Here is a 26,463-nt window from a genome sequence, read left to right on the forward strand (position 1 = left end):
ATCTCGGCAACCGTTGGTAGAACTCCACGCTACCGGCGGGTGACCAATCGCGCCGACAGGCGCACCATGTTGCGTGAAACGATTGCGCTACCGCGCTAGCTCACCCCTTGGTAGGACGGCGGTGCGGACGTAGTGGCGTGGTGTCGTCGGCGAGCCGGCGGGCGGTGATCAAAAATGCGGTGTGACCTTGCATCCGATGTTCCGGACGCACCGCCAACCCGACCGCGCTCCACTCCCGGACCAACGACTCCCAGGCCCGCGGTTCAGTCCAGCATTCCTGCTCGCGCAGCGCCTCGACCATTCTCGAGAGTTGAGTCACGGTCGCGACGTAAGTAATGAGCACGCCACCGGGTTTCAGCGTCTTGGCTACCGTATCCAGCGGTTCCCACGGGGTGACCATGTCTAAGATCAGTCGATCGGCCTGGTCGGCGGGGTCGTGATCGGCCAGATCGCCGACCACCAGGTCCCAGTTTTCTGGCTTGGTGCCGAAGAAGGTCTCGACGTTGCGGGCCGCGTATTCGGCGTGATCGTCGCGGATCTCGTAGGACAGTACTGAACCTGTCCCGACCGCGCGCAGCAGCGAACATGTCAGGGCACCCGACCCAGCGCCGGCTTCGATCACGCGACAGCCCGGATGGATGTCACCCTCGGCCACGATCTGCGCGGCGTCCTTCGGATAAATGACCTGCGCGCCACGCGGCATAGACAACACATAGTCGGTGAGCAGCGGTCGAAGGGCGAGATACTGGGTTCCGCTGGTGGCAGAGACGATGCTTCCTTCCGGCGCGCCGATCAAATCGTCGTGATTGATAGCGCCTCGGTGGGTGTGGAATTGCTTGCCGTCTTCGAGGACCACGGTGAACTTGCGCGCCTTCGAATCGGTCAATTGCACGCGGTCGCCAGCGGCGAACGGGCCGGTCGTCGGCATGGAGTAGCTCATTTCTTCACAAGTCGAATGGATGTGGGTGCGCGGTGTCGGTACCCCCGAATACCCTGCCATATGTGAACATCCATCCGGGACCGGCTACCGCTGCCGAGCCCGCCGAGTCGGCGGTAGCCGATGGCCGCGGTCTGGCCGGGCGTCGGCTCGCGCTGTCACCGTCGCGCGCCGCCGACTTCCGGCAGTGTCCCCTGCTGTATCGATACCGCGCCATCGACCGCTTTCCAGAACAGCCGACGGCCGCGCAAACCCGAGGCCACGTTGTCCATGCGGCGCTGGAGAACCTCTTCGATATGCCCGCGGCGCTGCGTACCCCCGAGTCGGCGCATCTGTTGGTCGAAGGCGCGTGGGCGGCGATGTGCGAGGCCGACCCGGCGCTGCTCGACGTCATTGCCGCCGAAGACATCCCGGCGTTCATCGCACAGACTCAGCGGCTCATCACCACCTACTACACGATGGAGAATCCAACCGCCTTCGACGCGAAAGCCGTTGAGGCACATATCGAAATCGAAGACGACGATGTTCTGCTGCGTGGCTATATCGACCGGATCGACGTAGCGCCGACCGGCGAGATGCGCGTCGTTGACTACAAGACCGGCCGCAGTCCCAGCGAGGCGTACGAGGCCAAGGCCCTGTTCCAGATGAAGTTTTACGCACTCGCGATACTCCGTCGCCATGGCGTGGTGCCCGACCGCCTGCAACTCATGTATCTCTCCGATGGCACCCAACTGCATTACCGTCCCGATCGGGCCGAATTGGAAAGATTCGGGCGCACACTCAAAGCCATCTGGACAGCCATCACCGCCGCGGTAGCAACCGGCGATTTCCGTCCGCATAAGTCTCGTATGTGCAAGTTTTGCGAGCACAAGGCACGCTGCCCGGAATTCGGCGGCACCATTCCGCCCTATCCCGGTCCGCCCGAGGGATTCTCGTCTCCGCCCCGACTCTAGGCTGAGAGATATGGACGCCGCTTATTATCTGCCGTTGCCCGCTCCCAGCGATGATGGATACGAGTACTTCCAACCGACACCATCGACGCTGAGCGTATGGGCGTCGCATCTGCAACATGGCGGCCCGCCGACCGCCCTGCTGGTGCGCTCGCTTTCGGCTTTGGTCGCTGGACGCTCCGGAGGTTTCAGTCGGATCACCACCGACATCCTCGGTGCGGTCGGCCTCGACGTCAATCGTGTTCGCGCACAGGTAATTCGGCCTGGAAGGAAGATCTGTGTCGTGGGCGCCGAGCTCGATGTCCGGCAGCCCGACGGAAGTTTCCGCACCGCCGCGCGGGCTAGCGCGTGGTTCCTCGACGGGCCGGCGACAGCATCGATCGAACATAGCCCCTTGCCATCGCTCACCCCGCTGCCCGCTGATATCCCCACGCAGGTCGGCTTCCCCGACGATCCGGCTGTCGGCGTGAAATGGGGCACGGTCGGCTTTATCGGCGCCACTGAGACCGGCCGGGTGCCCGGCCGCAATGGAGCCAATCCGGCGACCTGGATCCGGCCGATACTCCCCCTCGTAGATGGTGAGCAGACCGCGGATTTGGCATCGGCGTTTATCGTCATCGACGTGGCGAACGGCGTCGGCACGAATCTCGATCCGCGCGAATGGTCGTGGATGAACACCGATACCACAGTTCACCTGACCCGGCCCCCGCGCGGCGAATGGATCGGGTTGGATACCGACCTGGCCGTCGGGCCGTACGGATATGGCGCGACGTACGGAGATCTCTACGACGCCGACGGTTTCTTCGGGCGTTCCGCGCAGACGGTGCTATTGGCGAATCAATAGCGAATCCACCTGCGTGGCAATGGAATTCAGGTCGGTCAACAACAAAACGACGCTCGGTATGTCTGGCTGGCTGAGTGCCGCCGGGACCATACCTCCATCGGCAACACTCGCCATAGGCGATAATCACCCGAATGGCTAAGTCGACGACACCCCGCTCGCCTCGCCGGTCCGCGCAGACGGTCCGCGAAGAACTCATCGCCGCGGCCGTCGCCGAGCTCGACGCTGCCGGCCCGGAAGGAGCGAGCCTACGGTCGATCGCCCGTCGAGTGGGCATCACTCACCAATCGGTCGCCCATCATTTCGCCGATCGCCGCGCGCTATTCACCGCGGTCGCGGTCCGCGGATTCGATGATCTCTACGCCGAGTCCGTCGCTGCCCTCGACGAACTGCCCGACGCGGTGGCCCTCGGCGAATCCGTGGCGACCCTCGGTCAAGTTTTCGTGCGCTTCGCGCGGGCCAACCGCTCCAAGATCGCATTGATGTTCGGATCCCGTCTCGTCGACAATGACGATCCGGATCTGGCCGAAGCGCGTGCCCGGAGCTGGAATCAGCACGCGGGTACCGTGGCAGCCGATGTCGAGAACGGTTGGGGCGGAACGGTACCCGCCGAATCGATCGCCGTCGCGACCTTTGCCATGGCCCACGGCATGGCGACCCTCGATGCAGACCTCCCCGATGTCTTCTCCGCCGACATGCAGTTCGAAGAGTTGATCCATGTGGTCAATGCCGCGATCGTCACTCCGCCGAAGGAGTAGGAGCACCGTCCACTGCGACGCGCTTGGCCGGCATTCGCACGAATGCTGTCGGCCACCAGAACCACCGTCCGGATAGCCGGGCGATAGCGGGCATGACGAGGGTCCGAACGATGAGGGTGTCGATGACGAGCCCGAGCGCCACCGTCGTACCGATCTGCGCGACGTTGTGCGCATAACTGGCGAGCATGGCGAACATCGTTATGCCGAAGGTGAGTCCGGCCTGGGTCACGACACTGCCGGTGCCGACCATCGCACGGATGAGGCCGACTCCGGGTCCCGCGCCATATTCCTCCCGGAATCTGCTGACCAGCAGCATGTTGTAGTCAGCGCCGACTGCGACGAGGAAGGTAAACGCGATCGGGGCGACCGACCAGTGCAGCGGGTTGCCGATAACGTCTTGCCAGAGGAATACCGCCACTCCCATCGCGGATAGATACGACAATCCGACTGTTCCGATGACGGCTATCGCCGCGACGAGGCTGCGCAGCAACACCAGAACGACGCAGAATACGAATGCGAATGCCGCGACGATGATCGCGATGAAGTCTTCATGTGCGAAGGATTCGATATTCAACAGTGTTCCGCCCGGTCCGCCGATGCTCACGGTCGACCCGGCCAGCGAGGTGTTCTTCATTGCCCCCATCGCGGTCGGAATGATGTGGGCGCTGACGTCCATCGCGTCGCGGCTGAATCCCTCGCGCTGCGGTGTCACCACCATGCGGGTCGCTTTGCCATCAGGAGAGAAGAAGTAGGGTATCCCGCTCTGAAACAGTGGGCTCTCTAACGCCTGACTCGGTAAGAAGAACGCGCCGGCCGCGGGATTGCCTGCCGCGTATGCCTTGCTGACCTCGTCGAGGAAGTCGGTGATCTCACCGGTTTGCGGTATGAGTGCGCCGAGTGTTGTTCGTAGCGGGCCGATGAGTTGGCGTATTTGTACGACCGCCGCGCGCAACGTCGGAATCTGATTCGCCGCGTTCGGCAGAGCCGCGCCGAGCGCTCTGGTTCCGGAGCCGAGCCCGCGGATCGACTGTTGAAGGCCGGGCAGATCGTCGAGTACCGACAATCCGGTAAGTGCGGTCTTGCAGGCGGTGACCGATCCGCAGCGCGGTATCGAACTGACGAGTCCGCGTACCGGTGCCATCGCCGTCGACAGCTCTTGGACCTTCTTCAGTGTCGAATCACTGGTGGATTCGAGGGTTGATGTCGCCTCGGCCAGCGACGTCGCTCCCGAGGCGCCCTGTTTGAGGGCGGTGTCGACGCCGTTTATGGCAGTGTCGAGGGCATTGATGGTCGTCGAGACTGAATCGATGTCGTCGATGCGGTCCTGCAGCAAAGTCGTCATCTGGGTGAATCGATTGCCGACGTACCCGGCTTGACTACTGAGCGTGCCCTGATTCAGCGTCTGTCCAAGTGGTCGGGTAGTCCCCTGCACCGCGCTGACACCGTCTATCGCGGCGACCGAGTCCGTGAGTTTTGCCAACGCGATCAAATCCGCCGAGTTGCGCATATCGTGGTCGGACTCGACGATCAGCACGCTGGGCGCCATGATGTTCGGCGGTAAATGTCGGTCGGCCGCGGCGAAACCGATATTCGCCGGCGAATCCGAGGGCTGCGCTTTGCGTTCGTTGAAGCTGGGCGCGTAGAACGCGAGCGGCGCGATCATCACGGCCAATACGGCCAGCGAGCCTGCCAGAACTGGGACTGGCCAGCGAGCCACGGTGGTTCCGATCCTGCGCCAGCGGCGCGGCGACGATGACTCGCGGGGTTCGGCGAACCCCATTCGGGTGATGATCGCGAGCACCGCCGGCCCGAGAGTCAAGGCAGAGGCGAGAGTGATCAAAATGGCGATCGTGCAGGGCAAACCTGATGTGCTGAACATCGCCAGTCGGGTTGCCGCCAAACACGCCATCGCCCCCGCGACGGTGAGTGCGGACGCGACCACGATGTGTTGCACCCCGGCCAGCGCGGCGTAATACGCGTCTTCGCGAGTCAGACCTGCGCGCCGTGATTCTTGATATCGCCCGAGCAAAAATATCCCGTAATTGGTGCCGGCACCGAGTACGACCACTGCCGATAGCGCCGCAGCGAAGATCGACACCTTGATGACGCCGTTGTCGGCGAGGAGGGAGATCGTGGCACGAGCCACCGCCAACGCGAGGCCGACGCCGAGCAGCGGAACCAACGCGGTGATCAGCGATCGGTAGACCAGTAGCAAGACGACCGAGACCAGTAACGCGCTGATTATCACAAGTAGGACGATCGAATCGTTGATCGCGACCATCTCGTCGTTGACTACCGCAGACGGCCCGGTCAGATGCACGGTGACACCGGCGGGGGGCTTCGACGCGGCGATGGTGTCGCGAGCGGACTGGGTCGAGTCCATCGCCAATGCGGTACCCATATTGCCCGCGAGGTTCACCAGTACGTAGGCGACGTTTCCGTCGTGACTTTGCGCCGCCGACGCCAGATCCGGATTCGACCACAGATCCATCGCCGAATGGACGTGCGTGGTGTCGGCGGTCAACGTGCCAAGCAACTCTTTGTAGTACGCGTGCGCCTCGGCCCCCAACGGCTTATCGCCTTCCAACAGCACGTAGACGAAATTGTTACTACCACCACCGCCGAAGTACTTACCCATCTTCACCAGCGCCTGCACCGAGGAGGCCTCGTCCGGCAGGAATGACTGAGCGTGCGAGGTGACCGTCGACTCCAATTGCGGGACAACAAGATTCATCCCCCCCGCGATAAGCAACCACAGCCCGATGACCGGCAACGAGCACGCGTACAGGAACCGAGCCAGGCGAGGACGGCCAGCGCTACGATCGCGCAGGATCCCGATACGCACCGGTCGCCGGATCTCGTCCGCCATCCCCCTCATCAGCCGAACCGACTGTGCCCGTGCGTCTTCCACGAATTTCTTCTTCATCGCCATCGCTTTCCTACGCCACCGGAACCAAACAATTGGCTACCGAACTACCATCGGCGCCGGACCCCACCTGACGGGCACGCTCAAATCCGTTGACCCGCACCAGACATGACACCGAACGCTCGCCTCGCGTCTGTGTCAGTACGCCAGCAGCCGTCGTCAATTCCCGTGACCGGAGAACCATCCGCCAGGGAATTCGCACCGTCTCATCGATGACGCGGCCACCGGGCACGAGATACGACACCCGTGCCGTCGATCCGGATGGGCCGGTGACGGAATACTCGATCGACTTCTCGCTGGGAACACCCACCGCGGGAGCGGCGGGTGCTTGGCCGATGGCGCGATCGGGTATTTCACTGAGGCGCAGTCGACCGACATAGACCGCCGACACAACCATGACCACGATGACCACTCCCGCGATCCACCAGGAGTTCCCCCGACCGGATCGCGAGGTCGAGTTCCGCGAAACCGCACGCCCAGCGTCGCCGCCTTCGCTACCACCAACCATCAAGTCGACTCTTCCCATCGAAGCAACACTTCCCTAAACTGCCAGTGGCAGGTAGGCTATACGTGACATCAGTCATTGACAAGGTCTACGGGAATGGGGTTGCGAAACGCAACTCTTGACCTCACGGCGCTATGTATGTCAACATATCTACCGCGCATACGACAATAGTCATTGTGACACTGGACAATGGCATTGTTGTGCCCGCCGCCGCCCGGCAGCACGCGCATCCCGACCTCGACCGGACAGCACGCTTGGCGTGCGCGTAACAGACAGGCGCAGCGAGTGATTCGATCAGGAACCAGGAACTCGGCGCGGCGGTGCTCGCGATGACATCGGCTCCTCCTATCGGTCCCAGTCGCGTCGAGGAATACGCCCTCAACCATCCGGTCGTATCGATCAACACTTTCGGCAGACAACTGGTGCTGCTGACCCGAACCCTGCGCGCACTCGTTCGAAGTGTCATCCGCCGTGATTTCTCTGCGTCGGAGTTCATCCGGCAATGCGCGTTTATGGCGAGTGCGGTCGCGATACCTACCGTTCTCGTTGCGATCCCGATCGGCGTCATCGTGTCGATTCAGGTCGGCACAATCGCCAATCAGGTTGGCGCCAATGCCTTTACCGGCGCGGCAAACGGGCTCGGCATCGTCCGCCAGGGCGCGCCCCTGGTAACCGCGATGCTGATCGCCGGTGCCGTCGGGTCGGCGGTCTGCGCCGACCTCGGCACTCGTACGGTTCGCGAGGAAATCGACGCACTCAAAGTGCTCGGCCTCTCGCCGGTCGACCGACTGGTTGTCCCCCGATTCATCGCCGCGCTAGTGGTGAGCGGATTGTTATGTGGATTCGTCTGCTTCGTGGGATTTCTGACCGGCTATATCTTCAATGTCTACGTCCAAAACGGTACTGCCGGAAGCTATTTGGCGTCATTCGCGGCCTTCACCTCGGTCAGCGATCTGGTGCTGGCTTTGATCAAGGCAGTGACCTACGGCGCCATTGTCGCGATCGTCGCATGCGATAAGGGGCTCAATACCCGCGGCGGTCCCGCAGGGGTAGCTAACTCAGTGAACTCGGCGGTCGTGAGTTCGGTCATTCTCCTTTTCGGTGTGAACGTGCTGTTTACTCAGCTCGCCCAGGTACTGATTCCGGCTCAGCCGTTATGACGTTGAAAACCAGCCAGCCGTCGTACTCGACGGCGCTCTACCGCCTGCGACTCGGCCTGTCGGCGAGTAGTGCACTCGGCCAGAGCCTGGGCCACCAAGCCACTTTCGTCATCAACGCACTCCGCTGGATGCCTCGTGCGGTGCGGCGGTATCCGGCTGAGACTGCCCGCCTCGTCCGCGACGTAACGTGGGGAAACGGGTCACTGGTGACCGGCGGCGGCACCGTCGGGGTGGTTTTGCTTCTCAGTGCGTTCGCCGGCGTCACCCTGGGTATTGAAGGACTCTCGGCCCTGCGGTTACTCGGGATGAGCCCCCTTACCGGCATCGTTTCCGCATTCGGCTCGACCCGGGAACTGGCGCCGCTGATAGCCGCGATCGCCTTCGCCGCGCAAGCGGGCTGCCGATTCACCGCACAGCTTGGCGCCATGCGTGTCTCGGAAGAAATCGATGCCCTGGAAGTCCAGGCAGTACCGCCTATTCCCTATCTGGTGTCGACGCGACTATTCGCCGCCATAGTGGCCATCATTCCGCTCTATTGCGTCGGTCTGGGATTGTGTTATCTCAGCTCCCGCGCCGTGTATTTATTGCAAGGCGGCGGCGTATCCGTTGGAACTTTCGATCATTACTTCACCATGTTCCTCTCGCCGATGGATGTGGTATTCAGCGTTGTCAAAGCACTGGTATTCGTCGTCATCGCCACACTGCTCCAGTGCTATTACGGCTTCTATGCCAGCGGCGGACCTCAGGGTGTGGGCGTAGCCGCCGGCCGTGCGATCCGCGCATCGATCGTCGTCGTGGTCATCGTCAATACCTTGCTGACCATGGCGATGTGGGGCACCGACCCCGGTGTACGGATATCGGGATAGGGCGGGACAGACATGGTTCACGATCTATCTGGACGCAGCGCGAGCCCGACTGCCCTGTTGGTGCGCGGCTGCATCAGTGTCCTCTTGGTCGCGGTAGTCGCGACGCTGCTCTGGGGCCGCTATACCGGCGACTACACCGCGACTACCGAGGTCGGCGCGACGGTGACCAGTCTCGGCGACGGTCTCGGTCCCGACGCTGACGTCAAGTATCGCGGAATGTTGATCGGGACTGCCGATGCCGCCTCGGCCAAGCTGCAACAGTCGGGCGCAACAACGACCTTGACTCTGAAACTCGACCCGAGCGTCGCTACCCGGATACCCCGCGACGTCGTCGCCCGCGTGGTACCGACAAACCTGTTCGGCGTGACCGCAATCGAATTGCGTGGGGGCTCAACGACTGCGGGAGTGGGGCTTTCGGACGGCGACCAGATCCGCCCCGACACGTCGCCGCAGACCCGTCAGCTCCAAGAGGCGATGTCTGCTCTGCATCGGGTGCTGGCCAGAGTCGACATCGGCGCGCTCAGTCGCGTGCTCGCCACGGTCGATGACGGCGTCTCCGGGCGGTCCGCAAAAACCGCGACCACCATCGAGCGGCTGACGACGATGCTGTCGCAGCTACGCGAAGCGGTGCCGGACCTTCGGTCGGACCTGTCCCAACTCGATCGTTCGACCAAGAGCCTCGCGGTGAGTGCGCCGCGCCTGGTCGATGCCGTCGCCGCGGCACTCCCGACGTTGCGCACGATCAGCGCGAACCGCACTGGCCTAGTCAGTCTGTATACGACTGCCGGTGGTGCCCTCGACGCCACCACCGGGACGTTACGCCCCAATGTGACCGGCGCGATTCGCCTCATCACCAACCTCAACGCCACCGTTGGAGCACTGGAATCGACGGGCTCGTCGATCGGTCCCGCGGTCGACACCATCCGTCGATTCGCCGTTGCGACGTCGGGAATTTTCACCTCACCGGACGGGAAAGTCGTGCTCGACGCCGCCATCAACGCAACGCCGTACACGCCCTACACCGCCGCCGACTGCCCTCGGTATGGCGCGATGGCGGGGCCGAACTGTCCCGCCGGCGTCGCACCGGCCATGAGCAGTGGCCAAGGCGGCAATCTCGGCGGAGTGGGGAGCCGCCGAGAAGCCGACATATTGCAGGCACTTTTCGGCCGACCACTGACACCGATCGAACGTCTGCAGCTCGGCCCGGCGCTGCGCGGCCACACCTTCACGGTCGCGGAGACCGGCCGATGAGGGGCGGCAGTCTTGTCCGCCCACTGCTGGGGTTCGGCGTATTCGTGGTCATCTCACTTCTCGCGACGATGTCGATCTGGTCGACGCTGGCGAAGCCCGTCAACGGCGGCACGATCTCGATGCGCGCCTATTTCGTCGATGCCACCGGGCTACGCGCGGGCGACGATGTACGAATCGCCGGTGTGCGCGTTGGCCGGGTATCACGGCTGGCGGTGGACAACGGACTGGCATTGGTCGAGTTCGACCTCTCGTCCGAACAATCGGTGTATCCCGAAACCACGGCCAGCGTCCGATATCAAGATCTCACCGGCCGCCGGTATCTCGGCCTGTCCCTCCCACGTGCCGGTCAGCCAACTCCAGCCGGTCAAAAGACGTTGTCCCAGAACACAATAGGCGTCGAACACACCATTCCCAGCTTTGACGTCACCAGCTTACTCAACGGTTTCGCGCCGCTATTCGGCGAACTGGACCCGGCGGCGGTCAACGCACTCAGCGCCAATATCGTCGAGGCGCTGCAAGGAAACGACGTGTCGATCTCCACACTCCTCGCCCAGACCACTGCCCTCGCGCGATCCGTCGCCGACGACGATGCCGTTGTCGGTTCGATCGTCACCAATCTCAACGCCGTGGTGGCGACAGTCGATCGACAACTTAAGAACACCGACCGGCTCGTCGACGAAATGCCCAGCTTCCTCGACGCGGTGAATCGGCACCGCAGCGAGATCGGCACCTCGGTGCGTTCGGTATCGACGATGGCCGGCGATCTCAGTGCCACGCTGGCTCAACTGCGTTCCGACATCGCGGGTACCGCCGACAATACCGTCGCGATTACGAGCTTCCTCAATCGCGACGGCGCGAAGCTCTCGCTGGCGATCCCGGGAATCGGGCGGATGGCGAATATCTGGAGCAAATCGACGGGTAATGGCAGCTATTGGAATATCTATTCTTGCAACCTTGATATCAGCCTCTACGGAGTTCTTTTTCCGCCCAATGTGATATCCAGCATTGGCGGCAGCCAACATTCGGAGACATGCCGACGATGACTCGAACCACAAATTTCCGAGCGCGAGTTTCCCAATCGTATCGGCATTTCAAGATCGGCCTGATTGCCACGATCTGCCTTGCGGTGCTGGTAAGCGCCGCGCTGCTGATTCCCCGGGCAGGGATCGGTACCGAAACAATTCGGGCCGAATTCGCCCAAGCCGCCGGAGTTCGTTCCGGCGACGCGGTGCGAGTGGCCGGCGTTCCAGTCGGCTCCGTCGATGGGGTGAAACTGCGAGGCGATCACGTCGACGTCATGCTGCGGATCGATAATCCCGTTCCACTCGGAGCGACCACAACGGCATCGATCCGGCTGGCCACCATTCTGGGTACTCGATACATCTCCCTGGAGCCGCGGGGAACCGGCGAACTCCGCGACAATGTCATCGAACAGAAGCACACGTCGGTGCCCTTCGATCTGGCCGCGTTGATCGATACCGGCACGCCGAAACTCGCCGCGATCGACGAGGACAAGTTGCGGCAGTCGTTAGATACGTTGGACAGCCAATTCGAGCGGACACCCGCACTGCTGCCGCAGGCTCTCGACCAGATCGGGCGGCTGTCCGACGTCGTCAACTCGCGCAATAACCAGGTCACCGAGTTGGTGAAGCGGTCAGCAAATGTCGCGGCACTATTTCAACGCAACACCCACTCACTACAGCAGCTGGTGACGACCGGAACTGATGTCGCGAACACCGTGATACGTCAGCGTCAACTCATCACCTCGGTACTGGCCGACATACGTGCGGTCACCCGGCAAATGACCGGAGTGGTCACCGACAACGCCGACGACATCGGGCGGCTGCTGAAGCAGCTCGACCGACTCTCGGCCGGACTGAACCGCTCCGATCGCGATATCGGCAACACGCTTGAGGCGATACCGGTGTTCGCACGGCATCTGGGCACGGCGACCGGCAACGGACCTTATATGGATGGCTTCCTGGGCGCCTCCATCGTCAGCGACAATCTCCTCTGCTTGCTCGGACTCGTCGGGGGATGCCGATGACTACCCAGCGGATCCCGCGAATTCCCTTGCGCTGGTTGGTTGTAGCTCTTGTGCTGGTCGCCACCGCGATCGCCGTCGTTGCGATGGTCACTGCCAGGACCGACAATCGGCTCACCATCCACGCGCAGTTCACCGACGCCGCAGGACTGTACGTCGGCAACGAAGTCACCATCCTCGGCGCGCCCGTTGGCCGTATCGACAGCATCTCCCCTGGCTCCGACACGGTGACCGTGACCGTGTCACTGCCGGCTGGCACTGTTCTGCCCGCCGAAGTCTCCGCTGTCGCGCTTGCACCATCGGTGATCGCCGACCGCCATATCGAGCTGACGCCCGCCTACACGTCGGGGCCACAACTGGAAGATGACAGCACCATTCCGATTACCCGAACGCGCACACCGGTTTCCATCGACAGTCTCGTCAACTCGATCGACGACTTGGCCGCCGCGTTCGCGACAGCGCCGGGCGACACCCCCATCAACGACTATCTGACTACCGCTGAACGCAATCTCGCTGGGAACGGCACCCGGATAAGTGCGACGCTGCATGCCTTGTCCAATGCACTGAAAACCGGATCGACCAGTGCCGCCGACCTCAAGTCGCTGATCAGTAGCCTCAACTCACTGTCGGGTGCTGCCGCGAAAAACTCGAGCGCGATCACCACCTTCAGCGATCAACTAGCCGAAGCGTCACAGATCTTGGCCGCAAACGGTCCGGCGATCACCGAATCCCTCGCGGGCATCAACAGCACGGTCAACGAGTTGAGCAAGCTATTGAAGAGCAATCGGAAACCGTTGAGCCACAACGCGACACAGCTCAACAAGACACTGTCGACGCTCAAGTCGCATAGCCGCGACATCACGGAGTTCGTCGATATCGCGCCACTCCTGTTCGACAATTTGGATCGCTCGGTCGATAGGAAAACCCGACGCCTTCGGGTGCACTTCCTCACCGATAAATCGCTAGTGGATACCGATCTGCTCAATACCGTCTGCCAGCGTCTGCAAATGCGTAGTCAGGGCTGCCGGACCGGCAAAGTCTCGGATATGGGCCCCGACTTGGGCTTAGCGACCCTGCTGCTCGGGTTGGGCAACCTATGAGGGGCCGTCGATTCATAGCCGGACTGGCCGCGCTGCTCTGCACCAGCGTCGTAGCAGGTTGCGCGGTGACCGTCGAAGAATTGCCGCTCCCGCGCAAGGGCGTCGCCGGTGACCACATCAGCGTGCGGGCCGAATTCGCCGACGCACTGAACTTGCCGATCAAAGCGCCCGTCAAACTCAATGGGGTCAAAGTCGGCGAAGTCACCGATATTGCCACCGTCAACTACCGCGCGCGGGTGACATTCGAACTCAGCGACACGGTAGACGTTCCAGCCAACAGCACCGCGGAGCTGCGGCAGGCGACTCCCCTGGGCGACGTATTCGTCGCTCTCGCGCGACCGGTGAACAATCCGTCACCACACCGGTTGGTCGACGGCTCGGTCATCGAGATCAACGACACCGCAGCGGCACCCAGCGTCGAGCAGATCATGGCGGCGGCATCGACGGTCATCAACGGCGGCGGCCTGGCCCGGGTCGGCTCGATTCTCAGCGAACTCAACACCATGCTCGACGGCCAACCCTCCGATGTGGCCTCGATGCTGAGCCAGCTGACCGCCGTCACGAGCCGCCTGGCCGCGAACTCCGACGAGATCACCTCGGTGCTGGGTTCGCTCAATGCACTCTCGCGGCGTTCCGCGGTCCGCGCGAATGCCATCAACGACGTAATCGCTTCGGCGACACCGGCATTGACTGTCCTAACCGACACAACCGATCAACTCGTCACGACCCTCGACAGTGCCCGCCGAACCTCCGACCAGATCAGCAAACTGGTCAACGGCTCGCGCACCGAACTGACCCAACTATTGGCCGGGGTGAATCTGCTGACCAAGCGCATCGGTGCACTCGACACTCGACTCGAACCCGCTCTGAGTGCGCTATCCCGGTTCGGCAGTTTGCTCGCGCCCAGTATTCGGGGCGACTACGTCGCCTCCCATATCCGCGTCAGCTCGCTCGCGATTCCGGCCACCTACGATCCGAACAGCCACTGGTGGCAGTTATCCGATCTCGGGCTCATCGGCGCCTCACTGGTCGATACCTTGAATCGGGTCTGGACCCGGTTGCGCGGTCCAAACGCGGCCACCCCGCAGCGGGGTACGCGATGAGCGACTTTCTCCGAACCCATCGAAACGCCGTGTCCACGACGGCGCTACTGGCGTTGCTCTGCCTCGGTATCGCGAATCTGGCTTTCGGGTCCCTCGGACTCAACCCGATGCAGCGGACCTTCCGGGTCACCATCGAATTGCCGCTGACCGGTGGTTTGCACGAGTCCAGCGATGTGACCTACCGGGGAGCGCGCATCGGCACTGTGGACGCGATTCGACTCTCCGCCGACGGCGTCGTCGCCGAAGCAACGATTGATGCGGGCAACCGCCCGCCCGCGTCGGTCCGTGCGCAGGTGGCGAACCTATCCGCGGCGGGTGAGCAGTACCTGAATCTCATCCCCACGGACAGTTCGTCGGACCTACTGCCCGACGGTGCCACCATCGGCGCGGAACGAACGGTCACGCCGCGAAACTTCGCCGACGTTTTGTCGCGGGTATCACAGACGATGGAACAACTCGACCCCGCCAAACTCAACCATGTCCTCGCCGAACTGGACCGTGCGTTCGCCGGCGGTGCTCGCGAAATATCCACCATCATCGACTCGATCGACAGCCTGGTCGGCGCGCTCTACGACGTCCTGCCCGAAACCCGGGCACTCGTCACGTCCGGACGTCAGACCCTGGCGCTCATCTCGTCTATCGAACCGGCGACCACCCGCTTCAGCGACGCCGCCACGGCGCTGTTCAGCCGCCTCGCGCGATCCAACGCCGAATTAAAAAAGCTGTTCGCAATCACCCCGACCGGCCTGTCCGAGACCCGACAAGTCATCGGTGAGAATCGCGATGAACTCGGGGATCTGCTCAAGACCCTCGACATCATCGCGATTCAAGCCCAATTGCGTACCCCGGCGCTGCGGCTCCTCGCCCCCAATCTGGTGCGCGGGCTCGGGGCGTGGGCATTGGTCTCTCACCACGGAGCGTTCAACGTCGCCGCTGATCTTCTGCCGCGGCCGACCTGCGAATACGACAATCCGGCGACCGCACCCGCGACATCGACCAACCCGCTGCCCCTCAAATACATGTACTGCACTTCCCGCAACCCGCTCGTCAGTCAGCGCGGCGCCCAAAACGCACCTCGCCCTCCCGGCGACGACACGGCTGGCCCACCGCCCGGGGCAAACCTACGTGAACGAGTCAGCGGTTAACTCGCCGCGCGAAAGGAATAACGATGTCCGATTCTCGACCTTCCCCATCCGACAAAGCCACCGACACCGACGACCCGGTGAGCGACCTGACCTCCGATGTCACTGACGAAGTCGCCGCGACCGAGTCCCCCGCCGCAGCCTCGACCGCGACAGACGCGGCCACCGCGGATAACGCCGAAGACGAGGAGTCGTCGGAGCGCACCCGCTCGTCGTTGCGGCAACGTCCGGTTGTGTTGGCCGCCGGGGCCGCCATCTTCGTCGTCGCTCTGGGCGCCGCGATGTTTGCCGTAGGTCGATCAACCGCCCCGCAATCGCGTGCCGACACCGCACCGATCATCGAAGCCGCCGGAGCTTACGGCGCGATGGTCGCGAATTACGACGCGAATAATGTCGACAACTATCTCGACGACATGCGTCGGGCCGCTACCGGCAACGCGGAGCGTCAAATAGGTTGCTCAGTCGCCACGATGAAACAAGCGATCACAACGCTGCAACTCTCATCGCGCGGCAAAGTCGTCAGCAGCGGCGTTATCGAGAACTCCGGCGATGCCGCCAAAGTGCTCGTCGTAATCGAGCAGACATCCCGGTGGACTGACGCGGCAGCGCCGGGCGGAAGCGGAACCGAGAATAACGCGGCCAACGTGCTGACCTTGTCGATGCGCAAGGTCGGCGATAGCTGGAAGGTCGCCGACATCGCCTCACCCCTCGCGCCCGGACTCGGCACCAGTGTTCCCGGAACCACCAACTCCGGTTGTTCGGCCTCGTCGGCGAATCCGGTGCCCAGTACCTCCTCGGCACCTCGCTGAGCCTCTGAGACAAGCGAAGTCATCGAAGAAGGGAACGGCAACCGATGCCACCACTTGGTGCTCTAAAGCGTGTGCAGATAGTCATGCTGATCCTCCTCGGTATTGCCGCGACGGTATTCGCGGGCGTGCGGTACGTACACGTGGACCGAATGCTCGGCGCCAATTCCTACACTGTGACCGTTCACCTGCCCGACTCGGGCGGCATCTTCACCAACGCCGAAGTGACCTATCAGGGCGTACCCGCCGGCCGGGTCAAAGCCGTGCGCTTGGTTCCCGACGGCGTCGACGTCGCGCTGACACTTGACGGGGACGAAGGGCGAATTCCAGCGAATGCTGTTGCGGTAGTTGCCAATCGATCAGCTATCGGTGAGCAGTACATGGACCTGCAGCCGACGTCACCCGGCGGGCCGTATCTCGTTGAGGGGTCGCGGATAACCGAGAGTTCGGTGCCTCCGCCACTGGACGAAGTTGTCAACAGTGCGATCGAATTCGCGGAGTCGATACCGGTAGATGATCTGCATACCGTCATCGTCGAATTGGGCAAGGCGTTCAACGGGCAGGGCGAGAACCTGACCCGGCTGGTCACCTCATTGGGCAATCTGTCCAAGGCCGGAGTCGAGAGCCTTCCGGATACCATTGCGCTGCTACGTAATTCGAATATCGCCCTTGCGACGCAGGCCGACCAATCCGACGCCATCGTGGACTGGGCCCGCAATCTCGACCTCATCACGGCCACGCTGGCGTCGGCCGATCCCGATGTGCGCCGCCTACTCACCACGGGTACCGCGACCGCGACGCAGTTGTCGACCTTGTTACAGCAACAGGGCGCCGACATCACCAAAGTCGTCCACGACTTGGGTAGCACCGCGAAGACCATCGAACCTGCTGGTTGGGCGACCAACGCGGCGTTGGCCATGCTGTCGTCGTTGTCGGCGAGCAGCCACGGCCCACCCCGAGGTGACGGTCAGATCCACTTCGGGATTGTTTTGGAGACCAACAACCCGGCGGCATGTACCCAAGGCTATGAGGGCTCTAACGAGATCATCGCCAAAATCAAGCGCGCCAACCCACACTTCGACATCAACAACGACGACTTCCCATTCAATACAGATGCCAGATGTAGTGTGCCGCAAGGTAGTCCGACGAGTGTGCGCGGTGCGAACCGTGCTTCGTTAGCCAATCCCGCCTACCCGCAACCCTGGGACAACAAACCCAAGAAGGATCCTGACCGCCTCAACCTCAATCCGCTGGCAGAGCAGATCGCTGCGCTGATGGGCGTCCACGCCAAGTAGAACGTCACTTACTTCTAGGCCGAACGCGCAGCGCCCGGCCCCGGGCGTAACGAGAGGGTGCCAAGATCGAGAGTCTCGCCACAGTGACTGCACGTCGGTGTGATCGTCGCTTGATGGTCACAAGCGCTGTGCTCCAGCACGACCGGCGGGCCATTGGGCGCGGACCATTTGTCGCCCCACTGCGCCATCGCGCCCAGCACATGCCACAGGTCCATACCCTTTTCGGTCAGCACATATTCATGCCGGACAGGCTTGTCGGCGTACTGCACACGAGTGAGAATTCCATTGGAGACCAGGTCATCGAGCCGGCTGCTGAGGATATTGCGGGCGATCCCTGTCCTGGCTCGGAAGTCCTCGAAGCGAGTGATGCCCATCATCGCGTCACGTATCAGAAGGACGCTCCACCGCTCACCGATGATGTGAGCACACTGCGCGACCGAGCAGTTCATCTCGGTGAATGGGGTCCGTGGCACGTGTGCGAGGGTACGCCTGTGACGCGCCTCATCTGGCCGCAACCTTATGAAACACTTTTCGTCTTCTCCGAATTCTCGTCCCCCTCAGCGCAGCGCAAGGGCATATTGCCCTCGGACCCCACTCACGGGGACGGGATTTTCGCACTCCGGCCGCGAGGGCCAACCACCACTACCGCGAGCTGCCAACCGCGCCGTACCGGTTCTGACTAGAACCGGCAGGACCGGATGTCGGACGCCAAAATCGCTTTCGCGCCCATCTCGGAGAGCTCGTCCATCAGGTTTTGGTGCTGCTTACGCGGCACTAGCGCCCGGACCGCGACCCACCGATCATCGGCCATTGGCGATACCGTCGGAGACTCAATCCCCGGGGTAACGGCGACCGCGCGATCCAGTAGTTCGCGCGGGCAATCGTAGTCGATCATCACGTATTGCTGACCAAAGACGACACCTTGGATACGAGCGACAAATTGTCTTGCGGCCTTGGATAATTGCGTGTCGGCCTGACGAACGAGGACAGCCTCCGAGTCACAGAGGACATCGCCAAATGCCGCGAGATTGTGTTGACGCAGGGTCCGTCCGGATCCCACCACATCGGCGATGGCGTCGGCGACGCCGAGTTGGATGGAGATTTCTACGGCACCATCTAGCCGGATGATCTCGGCGGAGATATTGCGCTCGGTCAAGTCGCGACGAACCAGATTCGGATACGACGTCGCGATCCGCTTGCCGGCAAGATTCTCGACGGTCCACGTCTCGTCGGCGGGCGCGGCGTACCGGAACGTCGAGCCACCGAACCCCATCGACAGCTCTTCGGCTACGGCCGCCTCCGAATCGAGCGCGAGATCGCGTCCGGTGATGCCAAGATCAAGCGTGCCCGCGCCTACGTAGATCGCGATGTCTTTGGGACGCAGAAAGAAGAACTCGACGCCGTTACCGTTGTCCAGCACAGTCAGGTCTTTGGCGTCGGTGCGGCGTCGGTAACCGGCTTCGGACAGTACGGCCACGGCCGCTTCGGACAGCGAGCCTTTGTTGGGAACTGCTACGCGCAGCATATAAGGATCCTTTATCTCGTTACACGGACGACAGGTAGGGGCGATCACTCACAGATGTCGATAGACATCCGCGGTCGTCATTCCGCGTTTGATGAGCATCACCTGTAGCCAGTACAGGAGCTGAGAAATCTCTTCGCCGAGCGCCTCGTCGGACTCATGCTCGGCCGCCAGCCACACTTCGCCCGCCTCTTCGATGATCTTCTTGCCCAACGTATGGATGCCGGAGTCGAGCGCGGCGACGGTGCCGCTGCCCTCGGGGCGGGTGGCCGCCTTCTCGGTCAGCTCGGCGAACAATTCATCGAAGGTCTTCACGAGTCCCCATTTTCGCATGTTAGGTGCGCGCCCGCGCGAACAGGTCATGCCGACGAGATCGGCGCCGAGCGACCGAAAGACGAACACCGTTATCTGCACTCGATTGCGGCATCCGGGTCGGTCGATCTGCGGATAGGTTGTGCGACAGAAGGGCGCAGCACTTGGGCGACTTCGATGTCGCCGTGTAGTGGTAACGAATGACGGCACCTTTGGCTATCCACGCAGCACTATTGCCAGCACTTCTGTCGACGATGGCCCCGAGAATCGTGCGCGCTGGTCGTTCACGATCGGCTAAGCGCGCAGCGCAGCGTTCAGGTCGGCGATGGTCAACCCAACGAGGTCGGCCCGTCGCGTTTGCCGTGCCAACACGGGGATTCGATCGCCAGATGCCTCTTCGCCGACGACCAGCGTCGCGGCCCCAGCGTCGTGACCCGACCGCGCACCGGTCGGTGAATCCTCGATGACGACGCAGTCTCGCGCGTCAACCTTAAGCAACTGTGCTGCCCGTAGATACGGATCTGGTGCTGGCTTCGCATTACGAACTTCGTCGCCGCACACCGTGACAGTGAAGCGGTGTGCGCCAAGGGTTTTCAACGCCACATCGGTGAGTTCGCGAACTGTATTCGTCACCAGCGCCAGCGGTAGCCCGATATCACCCAACATGTCGAGTGCCGCCATCGCTCCCGGTCGCCAGGGCAGGCCGTCGGCGAAAAGTACCTGGACTCGGGCGTTGATCCACGACTCATCCGCGGCGAAATCCCACTGCGTTTCCGGAACGCCGGCGGCGAGTAGCACCTTGCCGATCGCATCTCGCGCGGCATTACCGAGCGTCGCCGCACGCAACTCTTCGGTCATCTCGATGCCGTGACGGCGCGCCAAATCGGCCATCGCGATGTCCCACAGCGGTTCGGTATCGAGGAGTGTGCCGTCCATATCCCAGAGGACGGCGGCCGGCGAAGACTCTTTTGCGATACTCACGACCAGCACGGTAGCGATGGAGAGACCAACCCACAAACCGTGATTCAATACTCCGCATGCGAACTGTTCTGAAGTGGAGCGTCGTCACCTGTATCGCTACGGTGTTCACCCTCGTGTCTTCTGGCTGCCAGGACAGTGAACAGTCCGCCGCGGCGCTGCCAACCTGCCCCGGCTCCGCCACTTCTGAGTACGGTCTGGGCAACGCGATCAATGCCGCGGCACCGAAATTGGCAGCATTGCCAGATCGAGTCGCGACCGGCGAAGGCACCGTGATCTCGGTGGAAGGAGCGGCAGCGCCACTACGAGTCGCCATCACGGTCTGCGGCACTGGACTCGATGACGCAGAGCTCAAAGACGTCGCATCGACGCTCGGTATAGCAGTCGCCGGAACCACCTCGCTGGGTAAACAGGTTGGCGCCCTGACCGTCGAACTTCAGCCGGCCAACAAGGTCATCCGGGCGGCACCATTCGTCGCGAATAACTTCACATCCACAGCCGAACTCACTGACCTGCGTGGGAATTGGGCGATCAACTCGAACTAAATCGACTACTCGACAGGAAATGTCCCCGCGACACGAGCAGGTGCTATATCGCCGCCTGCTCCCGCCACGGGGACATTTGCAGGCGCGCGAAGCCTATTCGTCGGCCTGCGGCACCCGCGAAAACTAGTTGCTCAGCAGCCCGACTGCGCGCATCCTCGAAGCCGACCGAATGGAACGGACGGCGCCACATGAATAGCTCGACGGTGACTTTGATCCCCGCACGACGCGACCTACTGGAAGCGTTGATCAGCGATCCGCGCTCGTTCGAACGACTGGTCGGCTCTCCTATCCCCGCGGGATGGCCGGAGTTTCCCGAATCGGTCGAGCACACGCTGACCTCGTTGCGCTCGGCACCGACGTCGGCGACGTCCGAGTGGACGATGCATCTCTTCACCGAGACCGCGACCGGAGCATTGATCGGATCGGGCGGTTACTACGGCCCACCTGTCGACGGTGTAGTCGAAATCGGCTACGAGATAGCCCCAGAGTTTCGAGGTCGCGGACTGGCAACCCACGCCGCAGCCGCCCTCATCCAGAAAGCCGCCGACGCCGGCGTGACCCAGATCAAAGCACATACGCTCGCCGGTCCAAATCCGTCGACCGGCGTTCTCAATGCTCTCGGATTCGAGTTTGTCGCCGAACAACATGATCCAGACGAGGGCCCGCTGTGGGAATGGTCGCGGGCCCTCGTCTGAATCGACCTCTGTCTAATCAACTAGGTGTTGAAGTACTTGGCTTCGGGATGATGCAGTACAAAGGCATCCGTCGACTGTTCGGGATGCAACTGTAATTCCTCCGACAGCGTCACACCGATCCGCTCGGCCTCGAGCATCTCGACCAACTTGCCCCGGTCCTCCAGGTCCGGGCACGCGCCGTATCCGAACGAGTAACGCGCGCCACGGTATTCGAGATCGAAGAACCCCTGTGGGTTGTCCGGGTCTTCGCTCGCCATAGCGTGACCGGAGAACTGCAGCTCCGAACGGACTCGCTGATGCCAGAACTCCGCCAGCGCCTCGGTCAGCTGAACGCTGATGCCGTGCACCTCGAGGTAGTCACGATATGCGTTCTCCGCGAACAACTTATTCGCGAAATCGGCAATCGGCTGCCCCATCGTGACCAACTGCATCGGCAGCACGTCGACCACGCCCTGAGCGATAGCGTCATCGCGCGACCGCACAAAGTCCGCGATACACAGGAACCGCGACCGTTGCTGACGCGGGAATTCGAAGCTGAAGCGGACGGGCGCATCAGGTTTCGGCTCGGTGAGCACGTGCAGGGTGTCGCCGTCGGAGACCACCGGGAAGTAGCCGTAGACCACAGCGGCATGCGCGAGGATTCCCTCGGTAGACAGCCGGTCAATCCAGTACCGCAATCGGGGGCGGCCCTCGGTTTCGACCAGTTCGTCATAGTCGGGACCCTCGCCGCCACGAGTGCCACGTAATCCCCACTGCCCCAAGAACAATGCTCGCTCGTCGAGCAATTGGCGGTACTCTGCGACCGGAATGCCTCGTACCACCCGGCTACCCCAGAACGGTGGCGTCGGGACTTCGTTGTCGGCCGCGACATCCGAGCGCGCGGGGACCTCGATTGGTTCCTGCTCGGCCCGACGCTTCTCGGCAATTCGTTTGGACCGCGCGTGGCGGGCCTTGCGTTCCTCAGCTTTCGCCTTGGCCGCCAACGCCACTGGGCTATCGGGGTCAGGTCCACCACCACGCTTGACAGCCATGATGTCGTCCATCAGACGCAAACCCTCGAAGGCATCACGTGCGTAATGCACGTCGCCCCCGTAGGTTTCGGCGAGGTCGGTCTCGACATAGGAGCGGGTGAGCGCGGCGCCACCCAGGAGCACCGGATAGTTCTCCGCCAACCCGCGGTGATTGATCTCCTCGAGGTTGTCCTTCATCACCACCGTCGACTTCACGAGCAGGCCGGACATTCCGATGACGTCGACCTTCTTGTCTTCGGCGACTTCCAGAATTGTCGAAATCGGTTGTTTGATACCGATATTCACCACTTCGTAGCCGTTGTTGCTCAAAATGATGTCCACGAGATTCTTGCCGATGTCGTGGACGTCGCCCTTCACCGTGGCAAGCACGATACGTCCCTTGCCGTCTTCGCCGGTCGACTCCATATGCGGTTCCAAATGTGCCACAGCGGTTTTCATCACTTCAGCCGACTGCAACACGAACGGCAACTGCATTTGTCCGGATCCGAATAGCTCGCCGACGGTCTTCATCCCCGACAACAAGGTCTCGTTGATGATCTTTAGTGGCGGTACCTGGGTCATCGCCTCGTCGAGGTCGTCTTCAAGCCCATTGCGTTCGCCGTCGACGATGCGTCGCTCGAGTCGCTCGAATAGTGGCAGCGCGGCCAGTTCAGCGGCGCGGCTTTCCCGTGCCGACGCCGCGGACACGCCTTCGAACAGTTCCATCAATTTCGAAAGCGGGTCGTAACCCTCGCGGCGACGATCATAGATAAGGTCAAGCGCTACATCGCGATGTTCCTCCGGAATCCGCGCCATCGGCAGAATCTTCGACGCGTGCACGATCGCGGTATCCAGGCCCGCCTGCACGCACTCGTGGAGGAAGACCGAGTTAAGTACCTGCCGCGCAGCGGGATTCAGCCCGAACGAGATATTCGAAATACCTAGGGTGAAGTGGATTTCGGGATGAGCGGCCTTGAGGCGTCGGATTGCTTCGATCGTTTCGATACCGTCGCGACGAACCTCTTCCTGTCCCGTGGAGATCGGGAAGGTCAACGCGTCGATGATGATGTCTTCTTCGAGCAGTCCCCAGTTGCCGGTGATATCGGCGATGAGGCGTTCGGCGATCGACACCTTGTGATCGGCGGTCCGTGCCTGCCCTTCTTCGTCGATGGTCAACGCGACGACAGCGGCGCCATGTTCGACCACCAGTTTCATGATGCGCGCGAACCGTGAATCGGGCGCGTCGCCGTCCTCGTAGTTCACCGAGTTCACCGCGCAACGTCCGCCGAGCGCTTCGAGGCCCGCTTGAATGACTTGCGGCTCAGTGGAATCGATCATGATGGGCAGAGTTGATGCGGTGGCGAACCGACTGGCCAGCGCTGTCATGTCCAACGCGCCGTCTCGACCCACGTAGTCGACGTTCAAGTCGAGCATATGTGCGCCGTCGCGGGTTTGGTCTTTCGCGATATCGAGGCAGCTCTGATAATCGCCACTGATCATTGACTCGCGAAAAGCCTTGGAGCCGTTAGAGTTTGTGCGTTCTCCAATGACCAAGAAGCTAGCGTCCTGAGCGAACGGCACCGGCGTATACAACGATGACGTCGAGGATTCGTGTGCCGGCTCACGGGCTGCCTGCTGTGCCTGAGCGACGGCTTCGGCCACGCGACTGATGTGCTCGGGCGTGGTGCCGCAGCAGCCGCCGACCATCGACAATCCGAATTCGCTGACGAATCCGCTCAGCGCGGTCGCCAATTCCGGTGCGGTAAGCGGATATTCGGCCCCATTGGCGCCGAGGACCGGTAGTCCGGCGTTGGGCATCACCGACACCGGGATGCGAGCGTGACGCGACAGGTAGCGCAGGTGCTCACTCATCTCGGCCGGGCCGGTCGCGCAGTTGAGGCCGATGACGTCGATGCCGAGGGGCTCCAATGCCGTTAGCGCGGCACCGATTTCGGAACCGAGCAGCATCGTTCCGGTGGTTTCGACGGTGACATGCACGAAGATTGGAATCGCACGGCCGACGAGGTCCATCGCGCGGCGCGATCCGATCACGGCGGCCTTCACCTGCAGGAGATCCTGGCAGGTTTCGATGAGGATACCGTCGGCGCCGCCCTCGAGCATTCCGGCGGCGCATTCGGTGTAGGCGTCGCGGATGAGTTCGAAGGTGGTGTGGCCCAGGCTCGGTAGTTTGGTGCCGGGCCCAACCGAGCCCAGTACATACCGCGGGTCGCCATGCGGGCCGGGCCCCATTTCGTCGGCGACCCCACGTGCGATGGCGGTGCCTTTGCGGGCCAGTTCTCGGATGCGGTCGGCGATATCGTAGTCACCCAGATTCGACAGATTACAGCCGAAGGTGTTGGTTTCGACGATGTCGGCGCCAGCTTCGTAATACGCGCGGTGAATATCGGCCAGAACGTCTGGACGTGTTTCGTTCAGGATCTCGTTACATCCTTCGAGACCCAAAAAATCGTCCAGCGTCAAATCGGCGGCCTGCAACATCGTCCCCATTGCACCGTCGCCGATCAGCACCCGACGCGACATCGCCTCAAGCAGAGTCGTGTCGTATGCGCCAGCCCCCTGTTGGCCGCCTATGGTAGTTGCGGCATTGCTACGGTCAGACATGGTCTCCAGAGTAGTTCGCGCCCGAAAGCGACATGGTCGTAGGCTAGTTCGGTGAGTAATAAGGACTTCGATATTCGCCTGCGTGCCCCGATCCTGTTAGCCGCCTTTGAAGGCTGGAACGACGCCGCCGACGCCGCGAGTGCGGCCATCGATCACCTCGCCCTGAGTTGGGGGGCAACCCATCTCACCGATATCGAGTCCGAGGATTATTACGACTTTCAGGTGAACCGCCCGACCGTGAATCTCGTCGACGGGGTGACCCGTCGTATCGACTGGCCGGTGACCTCGTTCTCCTATTGCAATCCACCCGGATCCGACCACGATATTGTACTGCTCCGCGGCATCGAGCCGAATATGCGTTGGCGGACCTTCTGCGATGAGATCGTCGCGATCGCATCAGAGCTCAATGCGGTAACTACCGTTGTCGTCGGCGCGCTGCTCGCCGATACGCCGCACACCCGCCCGGTTCCGGTGACGGGCGCCGCTTACAGCAGCGACACAGCGGCCAAATACGGTCTGGCCGAAAGTCGTTACGAAGGGCCGACCGGCATCGCCGGCGTATTGCAGGACGCTTTCGTTCGCGCGGGTATTCCGGCGATCTCGCTCTGGGCCGCGGTTCCGCACTATATGTCGGCTCCGCCCAACCCCAAGGCGACCGCGGCCCTGCTTACCCGCATCGAAGAGGTCATCGACATCGAGGTTCCGCTCGGCTCGCTGCCCGCCGAGGCCGAGGAGTGGGAACAGGCGGTCAACGAGATGACCGAAGACGACGACGAAGTGCGCAACTACGTGCGTGGCCTCGAAGAACGCGGCGATGCGCAGACCAGCGTCGACGACGCGATGTCGGAGATCGACGGCGAATCGCTAGCGGCAGATTTCGAACGTTACCTGAAGCGCCGTCGGCCGAATCCACCGAATTTCGGGCTGTGACCACACGGCCGGCTGAAATCTGCGCTCCGAACCCGCATGAGGGAGATACTTCCCCGCTGACAATAAGCTCGCAGACTTCAGTCTGCGTCTAACCGAATGAAATCTGCGACCTAAGCCTCGCCGAGGGGAACTTCCCCTCACGTACCCTCACCGCGCAGGTTTAAG

The 26,463-nt window shown here is 62.3% G+C and carries 24 protein-coding genes; 16 read left to right on the forward strand and 8 right to left on the reverse strand.

Annotated elements, in window-relative coordinates:
- Positions 1-100 precede the first annotated feature (100 nt).
- Entirely contained in the window at positions 101-928 is an 828-nt protein-coding gene (locus GOEFS_RS20570) for a tRNA (adenine-N1)-methyltransferase (protein WP_007319888.1), read from the reverse strand.
- Between the two features lie 80 nt (positions 929-1,008).
- On the opposite strand from GOEFS_RS20570, the gene GOEFS_RS20575 reads away from it, so the two are divergent.
- From GOEFS_RS20575 to GOEFS_RS20585, 3 genes are all read left to right on the forward strand, one after another.
- Complete coding sequence (locus tag GOEFS_RS20575) at positions 1,009-1,890, forward strand: RecB family exonuclease (RefSeq protein WP_245549926.1); 882 nt, start codon at positions 1,009-1,011, stop codon at positions 1,888-1,890.
- Positions 1,891-1,900: 10 nt separating this feature from the next.
- Entirely contained in the window at positions 1,901-2,731 is an 831-nt protein-coding gene (locus tag GOEFS_RS20580) for a thioesterase family protein (RefSeq protein ID WP_007319890.1), read from the forward strand.
- A 131-nt stretch (positions 2,732-2,862) separates the two neighbouring features.
- Complete coding sequence (locus GOEFS_RS20585; protein WP_007319891.1) at positions 2,863-3,486, forward strand: TetR/AcrR family transcriptional regulator; 624 nt, start codon at positions 2,863-2,865, stop codon at positions 3,484-3,486.
- On the opposite strand, the gene GOEFS_RS20590 is transcribed toward GOEFS_RS20585, so the two are convergent.
- Both GOEFS_RS20590 and GOEFS_RS20595 read right to left on the reverse strand, forming a co-directional pair.
- Positions 3,467-6,418, reverse strand: a complete 2,952-nt coding sequence (locus GOEFS_RS20590) for an MMPL/RND family transporter (protein WP_007319892.1) — start codon at positions 6,416-6,418, stop codon at positions 3,467-3,469. The two genes, GOEFS_RS20585 and GOEFS_RS20590, sit on opposite strands and share 20 nt — an antisense overlap.
- Positions 6,419-6,425: 7 nt before the next feature.
- The gene (locus GOEFS_RS20595) at positions 6,426-6,938 is read right to left on the reverse strand and encodes an MmpS family transport accessory protein (protein WP_245549924.1); all 513 of its coding nucleotides are present in this window, start codon (positions 6,936-6,938) and stop codon (positions 6,426-6,428) included.
- Positions 6,939-7,246: 308 nt separating this feature from the next.
- On the opposite strand from GOEFS_RS20595, the gene GOEFS_RS20600 reads away from it, so the two are divergent.
- From GOEFS_RS20600 to GOEFS_RS20645, 10 genes are read left to right on the forward strand one after another with little or no spacing between them, the layout of a single operon-like run.
- A complete protein-coding gene (locus tag GOEFS_RS20600) occupies positions 7,247-8,077 on the forward strand; it encodes an MlaE family ABC transporter permease (protein ID WP_040525817.1) in 831 nt (276 codons plus the stop codon).
- Entirely contained in the window at positions 8,074-8,943 is an 870-nt protein-coding gene (locus tag GOEFS_RS20605; RefSeq protein ID WP_007319895.1) for an ABC transporter permease, read from the forward strand. Before GOEFS_RS20600 ends, GOEFS_RS20605 begins: the two co-directional genes overlap by 4 nt.
- Positions 8,944-8,955: 12 nt before the next feature.
- Positions 8,956-10,194: an MlaD family protein gene (locus tag GOEFS_RS20610; protein WP_007319896.1), complete on the forward strand. Its 1,239-nt coding sequence runs from the start codon at positions 8,956-8,958 to the stop codon at positions 10,192-10,194.
- Positions 10,191-11,237, forward strand: a complete 1,047-nt coding sequence (locus GOEFS_RS20615; protein ID WP_007319897.1) for an MCE family protein — start codon at positions 10,191-10,193, stop codon at positions 11,235-11,237. Before GOEFS_RS20610 ends, GOEFS_RS20615 begins: the two co-directional genes overlap by 4 nt.
- Positions 11,234-12,241, forward strand: a complete 1,008-nt coding sequence (locus GOEFS_RS20620; RefSeq protein ID WP_007319898.1) for an MCE family protein — start codon at positions 11,234-11,236, stop codon at positions 12,239-12,241. The genes GOEFS_RS20615 and GOEFS_RS20620 overlap by 4 nt, the downstream gene beginning before the upstream one ends.
- Positions 12,238-13,338 carry an MCE family protein gene (locus GOEFS_RS20625; protein WP_007319899.1) on the forward strand — a complete coding sequence of 367 codons (1,101 nt, stop codon included), beginning with the start codon at positions 12,238-12,240 and terminating at the stop codon, positions 13,336-13,338. The genes GOEFS_RS20620 and GOEFS_RS20625 overlap by 4 nt, the downstream gene beginning before the upstream one ends.
- On the forward strand, positions 13,335-14,441 hold the full coding sequence (locus tag GOEFS_RS22685) for an MCE family protein (RefSeq protein ID WP_050949988.1): 1,107 nt from the start codon (positions 13,335-13,337) through the stop codon (positions 14,439-14,441). The genes GOEFS_RS20625 and GOEFS_RS22685 overlap by 4 nt, the downstream gene beginning before the upstream one ends.
- Complete coding sequence (locus tag GOEFS_RS20635; RefSeq protein ID WP_007319901.1) at positions 14,438-15,586, forward strand: MlaD family protein; 1,149 nt, start codon at positions 14,438-14,440, stop codon at positions 15,584-15,586. Before GOEFS_RS22685 ends, GOEFS_RS20635 begins: the two co-directional genes overlap by 4 nt.
- A 23-nt stretch (positions 15,587-15,609) precedes the next feature.
- The gene (locus tag GOEFS_RS20640) at positions 15,610-16,392 is read left to right on the forward strand and encodes a hypothetical protein (protein ID WP_007319902.1); all 783 of its coding nucleotides are present in this window, start codon (positions 15,610-15,612) and stop codon (positions 16,390-16,392) included.
- Between the two features lie 44 nt (positions 16,393-16,436).
- Positions 16,437-17,684: an MCE family protein gene (locus GOEFS_RS20645; protein WP_007319903.1), complete on the forward strand. Its 1,248-nt coding sequence runs from the start codon at positions 16,437-16,439 to the stop codon at positions 17,682-17,684.
- A gap of 14 nt (positions 17,685-17,698) precedes the next feature.
- On the opposite strand, the gene GOEFS_RS20650 is transcribed toward GOEFS_RS20645, so the two are convergent.
- From GOEFS_RS20650 to GOEFS_RS20665, 4 genes are all read right to left on the reverse strand, one after another.
- A complete protein-coding gene (locus tag GOEFS_RS20650; RefSeq protein ID WP_040525808.1) occupies positions 17,699-18,157 on the reverse strand; it encodes a winged helix-turn-helix transcriptional regulator in 459 nt (152 codons plus the stop codon).
- Positions 18,158-18,363: 206 nt separating this feature from the next.
- A complete protein-coding gene (gene hisG, locus GOEFS_RS20655) occupies positions 18,364-19,209 on the reverse strand; it encodes an ATP phosphoribosyltransferase (RefSeq protein WP_007319905.1) in 846 nt (281 codons plus the stop codon).
- A gap of 48 nt (positions 19,210-19,257) precedes the next feature.
- Positions 19,258-19,521: a phosphoribosyl-ATP diphosphatase gene (locus GOEFS_RS20660; RefSeq protein WP_040525822.1), complete on the reverse strand. Its 264-nt coding sequence runs from the start codon at positions 19,519-19,521 to the stop codon at positions 19,258-19,260.
- 291 nt (positions 19,522-19,812) lie between these two features.
- On the reverse strand, positions 19,813-20,499 hold the full coding sequence (locus tag GOEFS_RS20665) for an HAD family hydrolase (protein WP_040525824.1): 687 nt from the start codon (positions 20,497-20,499) through the stop codon (positions 19,813-19,815).
- Between the two features lie 56 nt (positions 20,500-20,555).
- Here GOEFS_RS20665 and GOEFS_RS20670 point away from each other — a divergent pair, with 56 nt between their 5' ends.
- Together GOEFS_RS20670 and GOEFS_RS20675 are read left to right on the forward strand one after the other, a co-directional pair.
- A complete protein-coding gene (locus tag GOEFS_RS20670) occupies positions 20,556-21,041 on the forward strand; it encodes a hypothetical protein (protein ID WP_007319908.1) in 486 nt (161 codons plus the stop codon).
- A 188-nt stretch (positions 21,042-21,229) separates the two neighbouring features.
- A complete protein-coding gene (locus GOEFS_RS20675; protein WP_007319909.1) occupies positions 21,230-21,736 on the forward strand; it encodes a GNAT family N-acetyltransferase in 507 nt (168 codons plus the stop codon).
- A 20-nt stretch (positions 21,737-21,756) separates the two neighbouring features.
- Here the strand turns inward: GOEFS_RS20675 and metH are convergent, their stop codons facing one another.
- Positions 21,757-25,368, reverse strand: coding sequence for a methionine synthase (metH, locus tag GOEFS_RS20680; RefSeq protein ID WP_007319910.1), 3,612 nt, complete (start codon positions 25,366-25,368; stop codon positions 21,757-21,759).
- A gap of 51 nt (positions 25,369-25,419) precedes the next feature.
- Between metH and GOEFS_RS20685 the strand changes: the two genes are divergently transcribed.
- Positions 25,420-26,298: a PAC2 family protein gene (locus tag GOEFS_RS20685; RefSeq protein ID WP_007319911.1), complete on the forward strand. Its 879-nt coding sequence runs from the start codon at positions 25,420-25,422 to the stop codon at positions 26,296-26,298.
- Positions 26,299-26,463 lie beyond the last annotated feature (165 nt).

This window comes from Gordonia effusa NBRC 100432 (genome assembly GCF_000241305.1).
In the GTDB taxonomy this organism is placed as follows: Bacteria; Actinomycetota; Actinomycetes; order Mycobacteriales; family Mycobacteriaceae; genus Gordonia; species Gordonia effusa.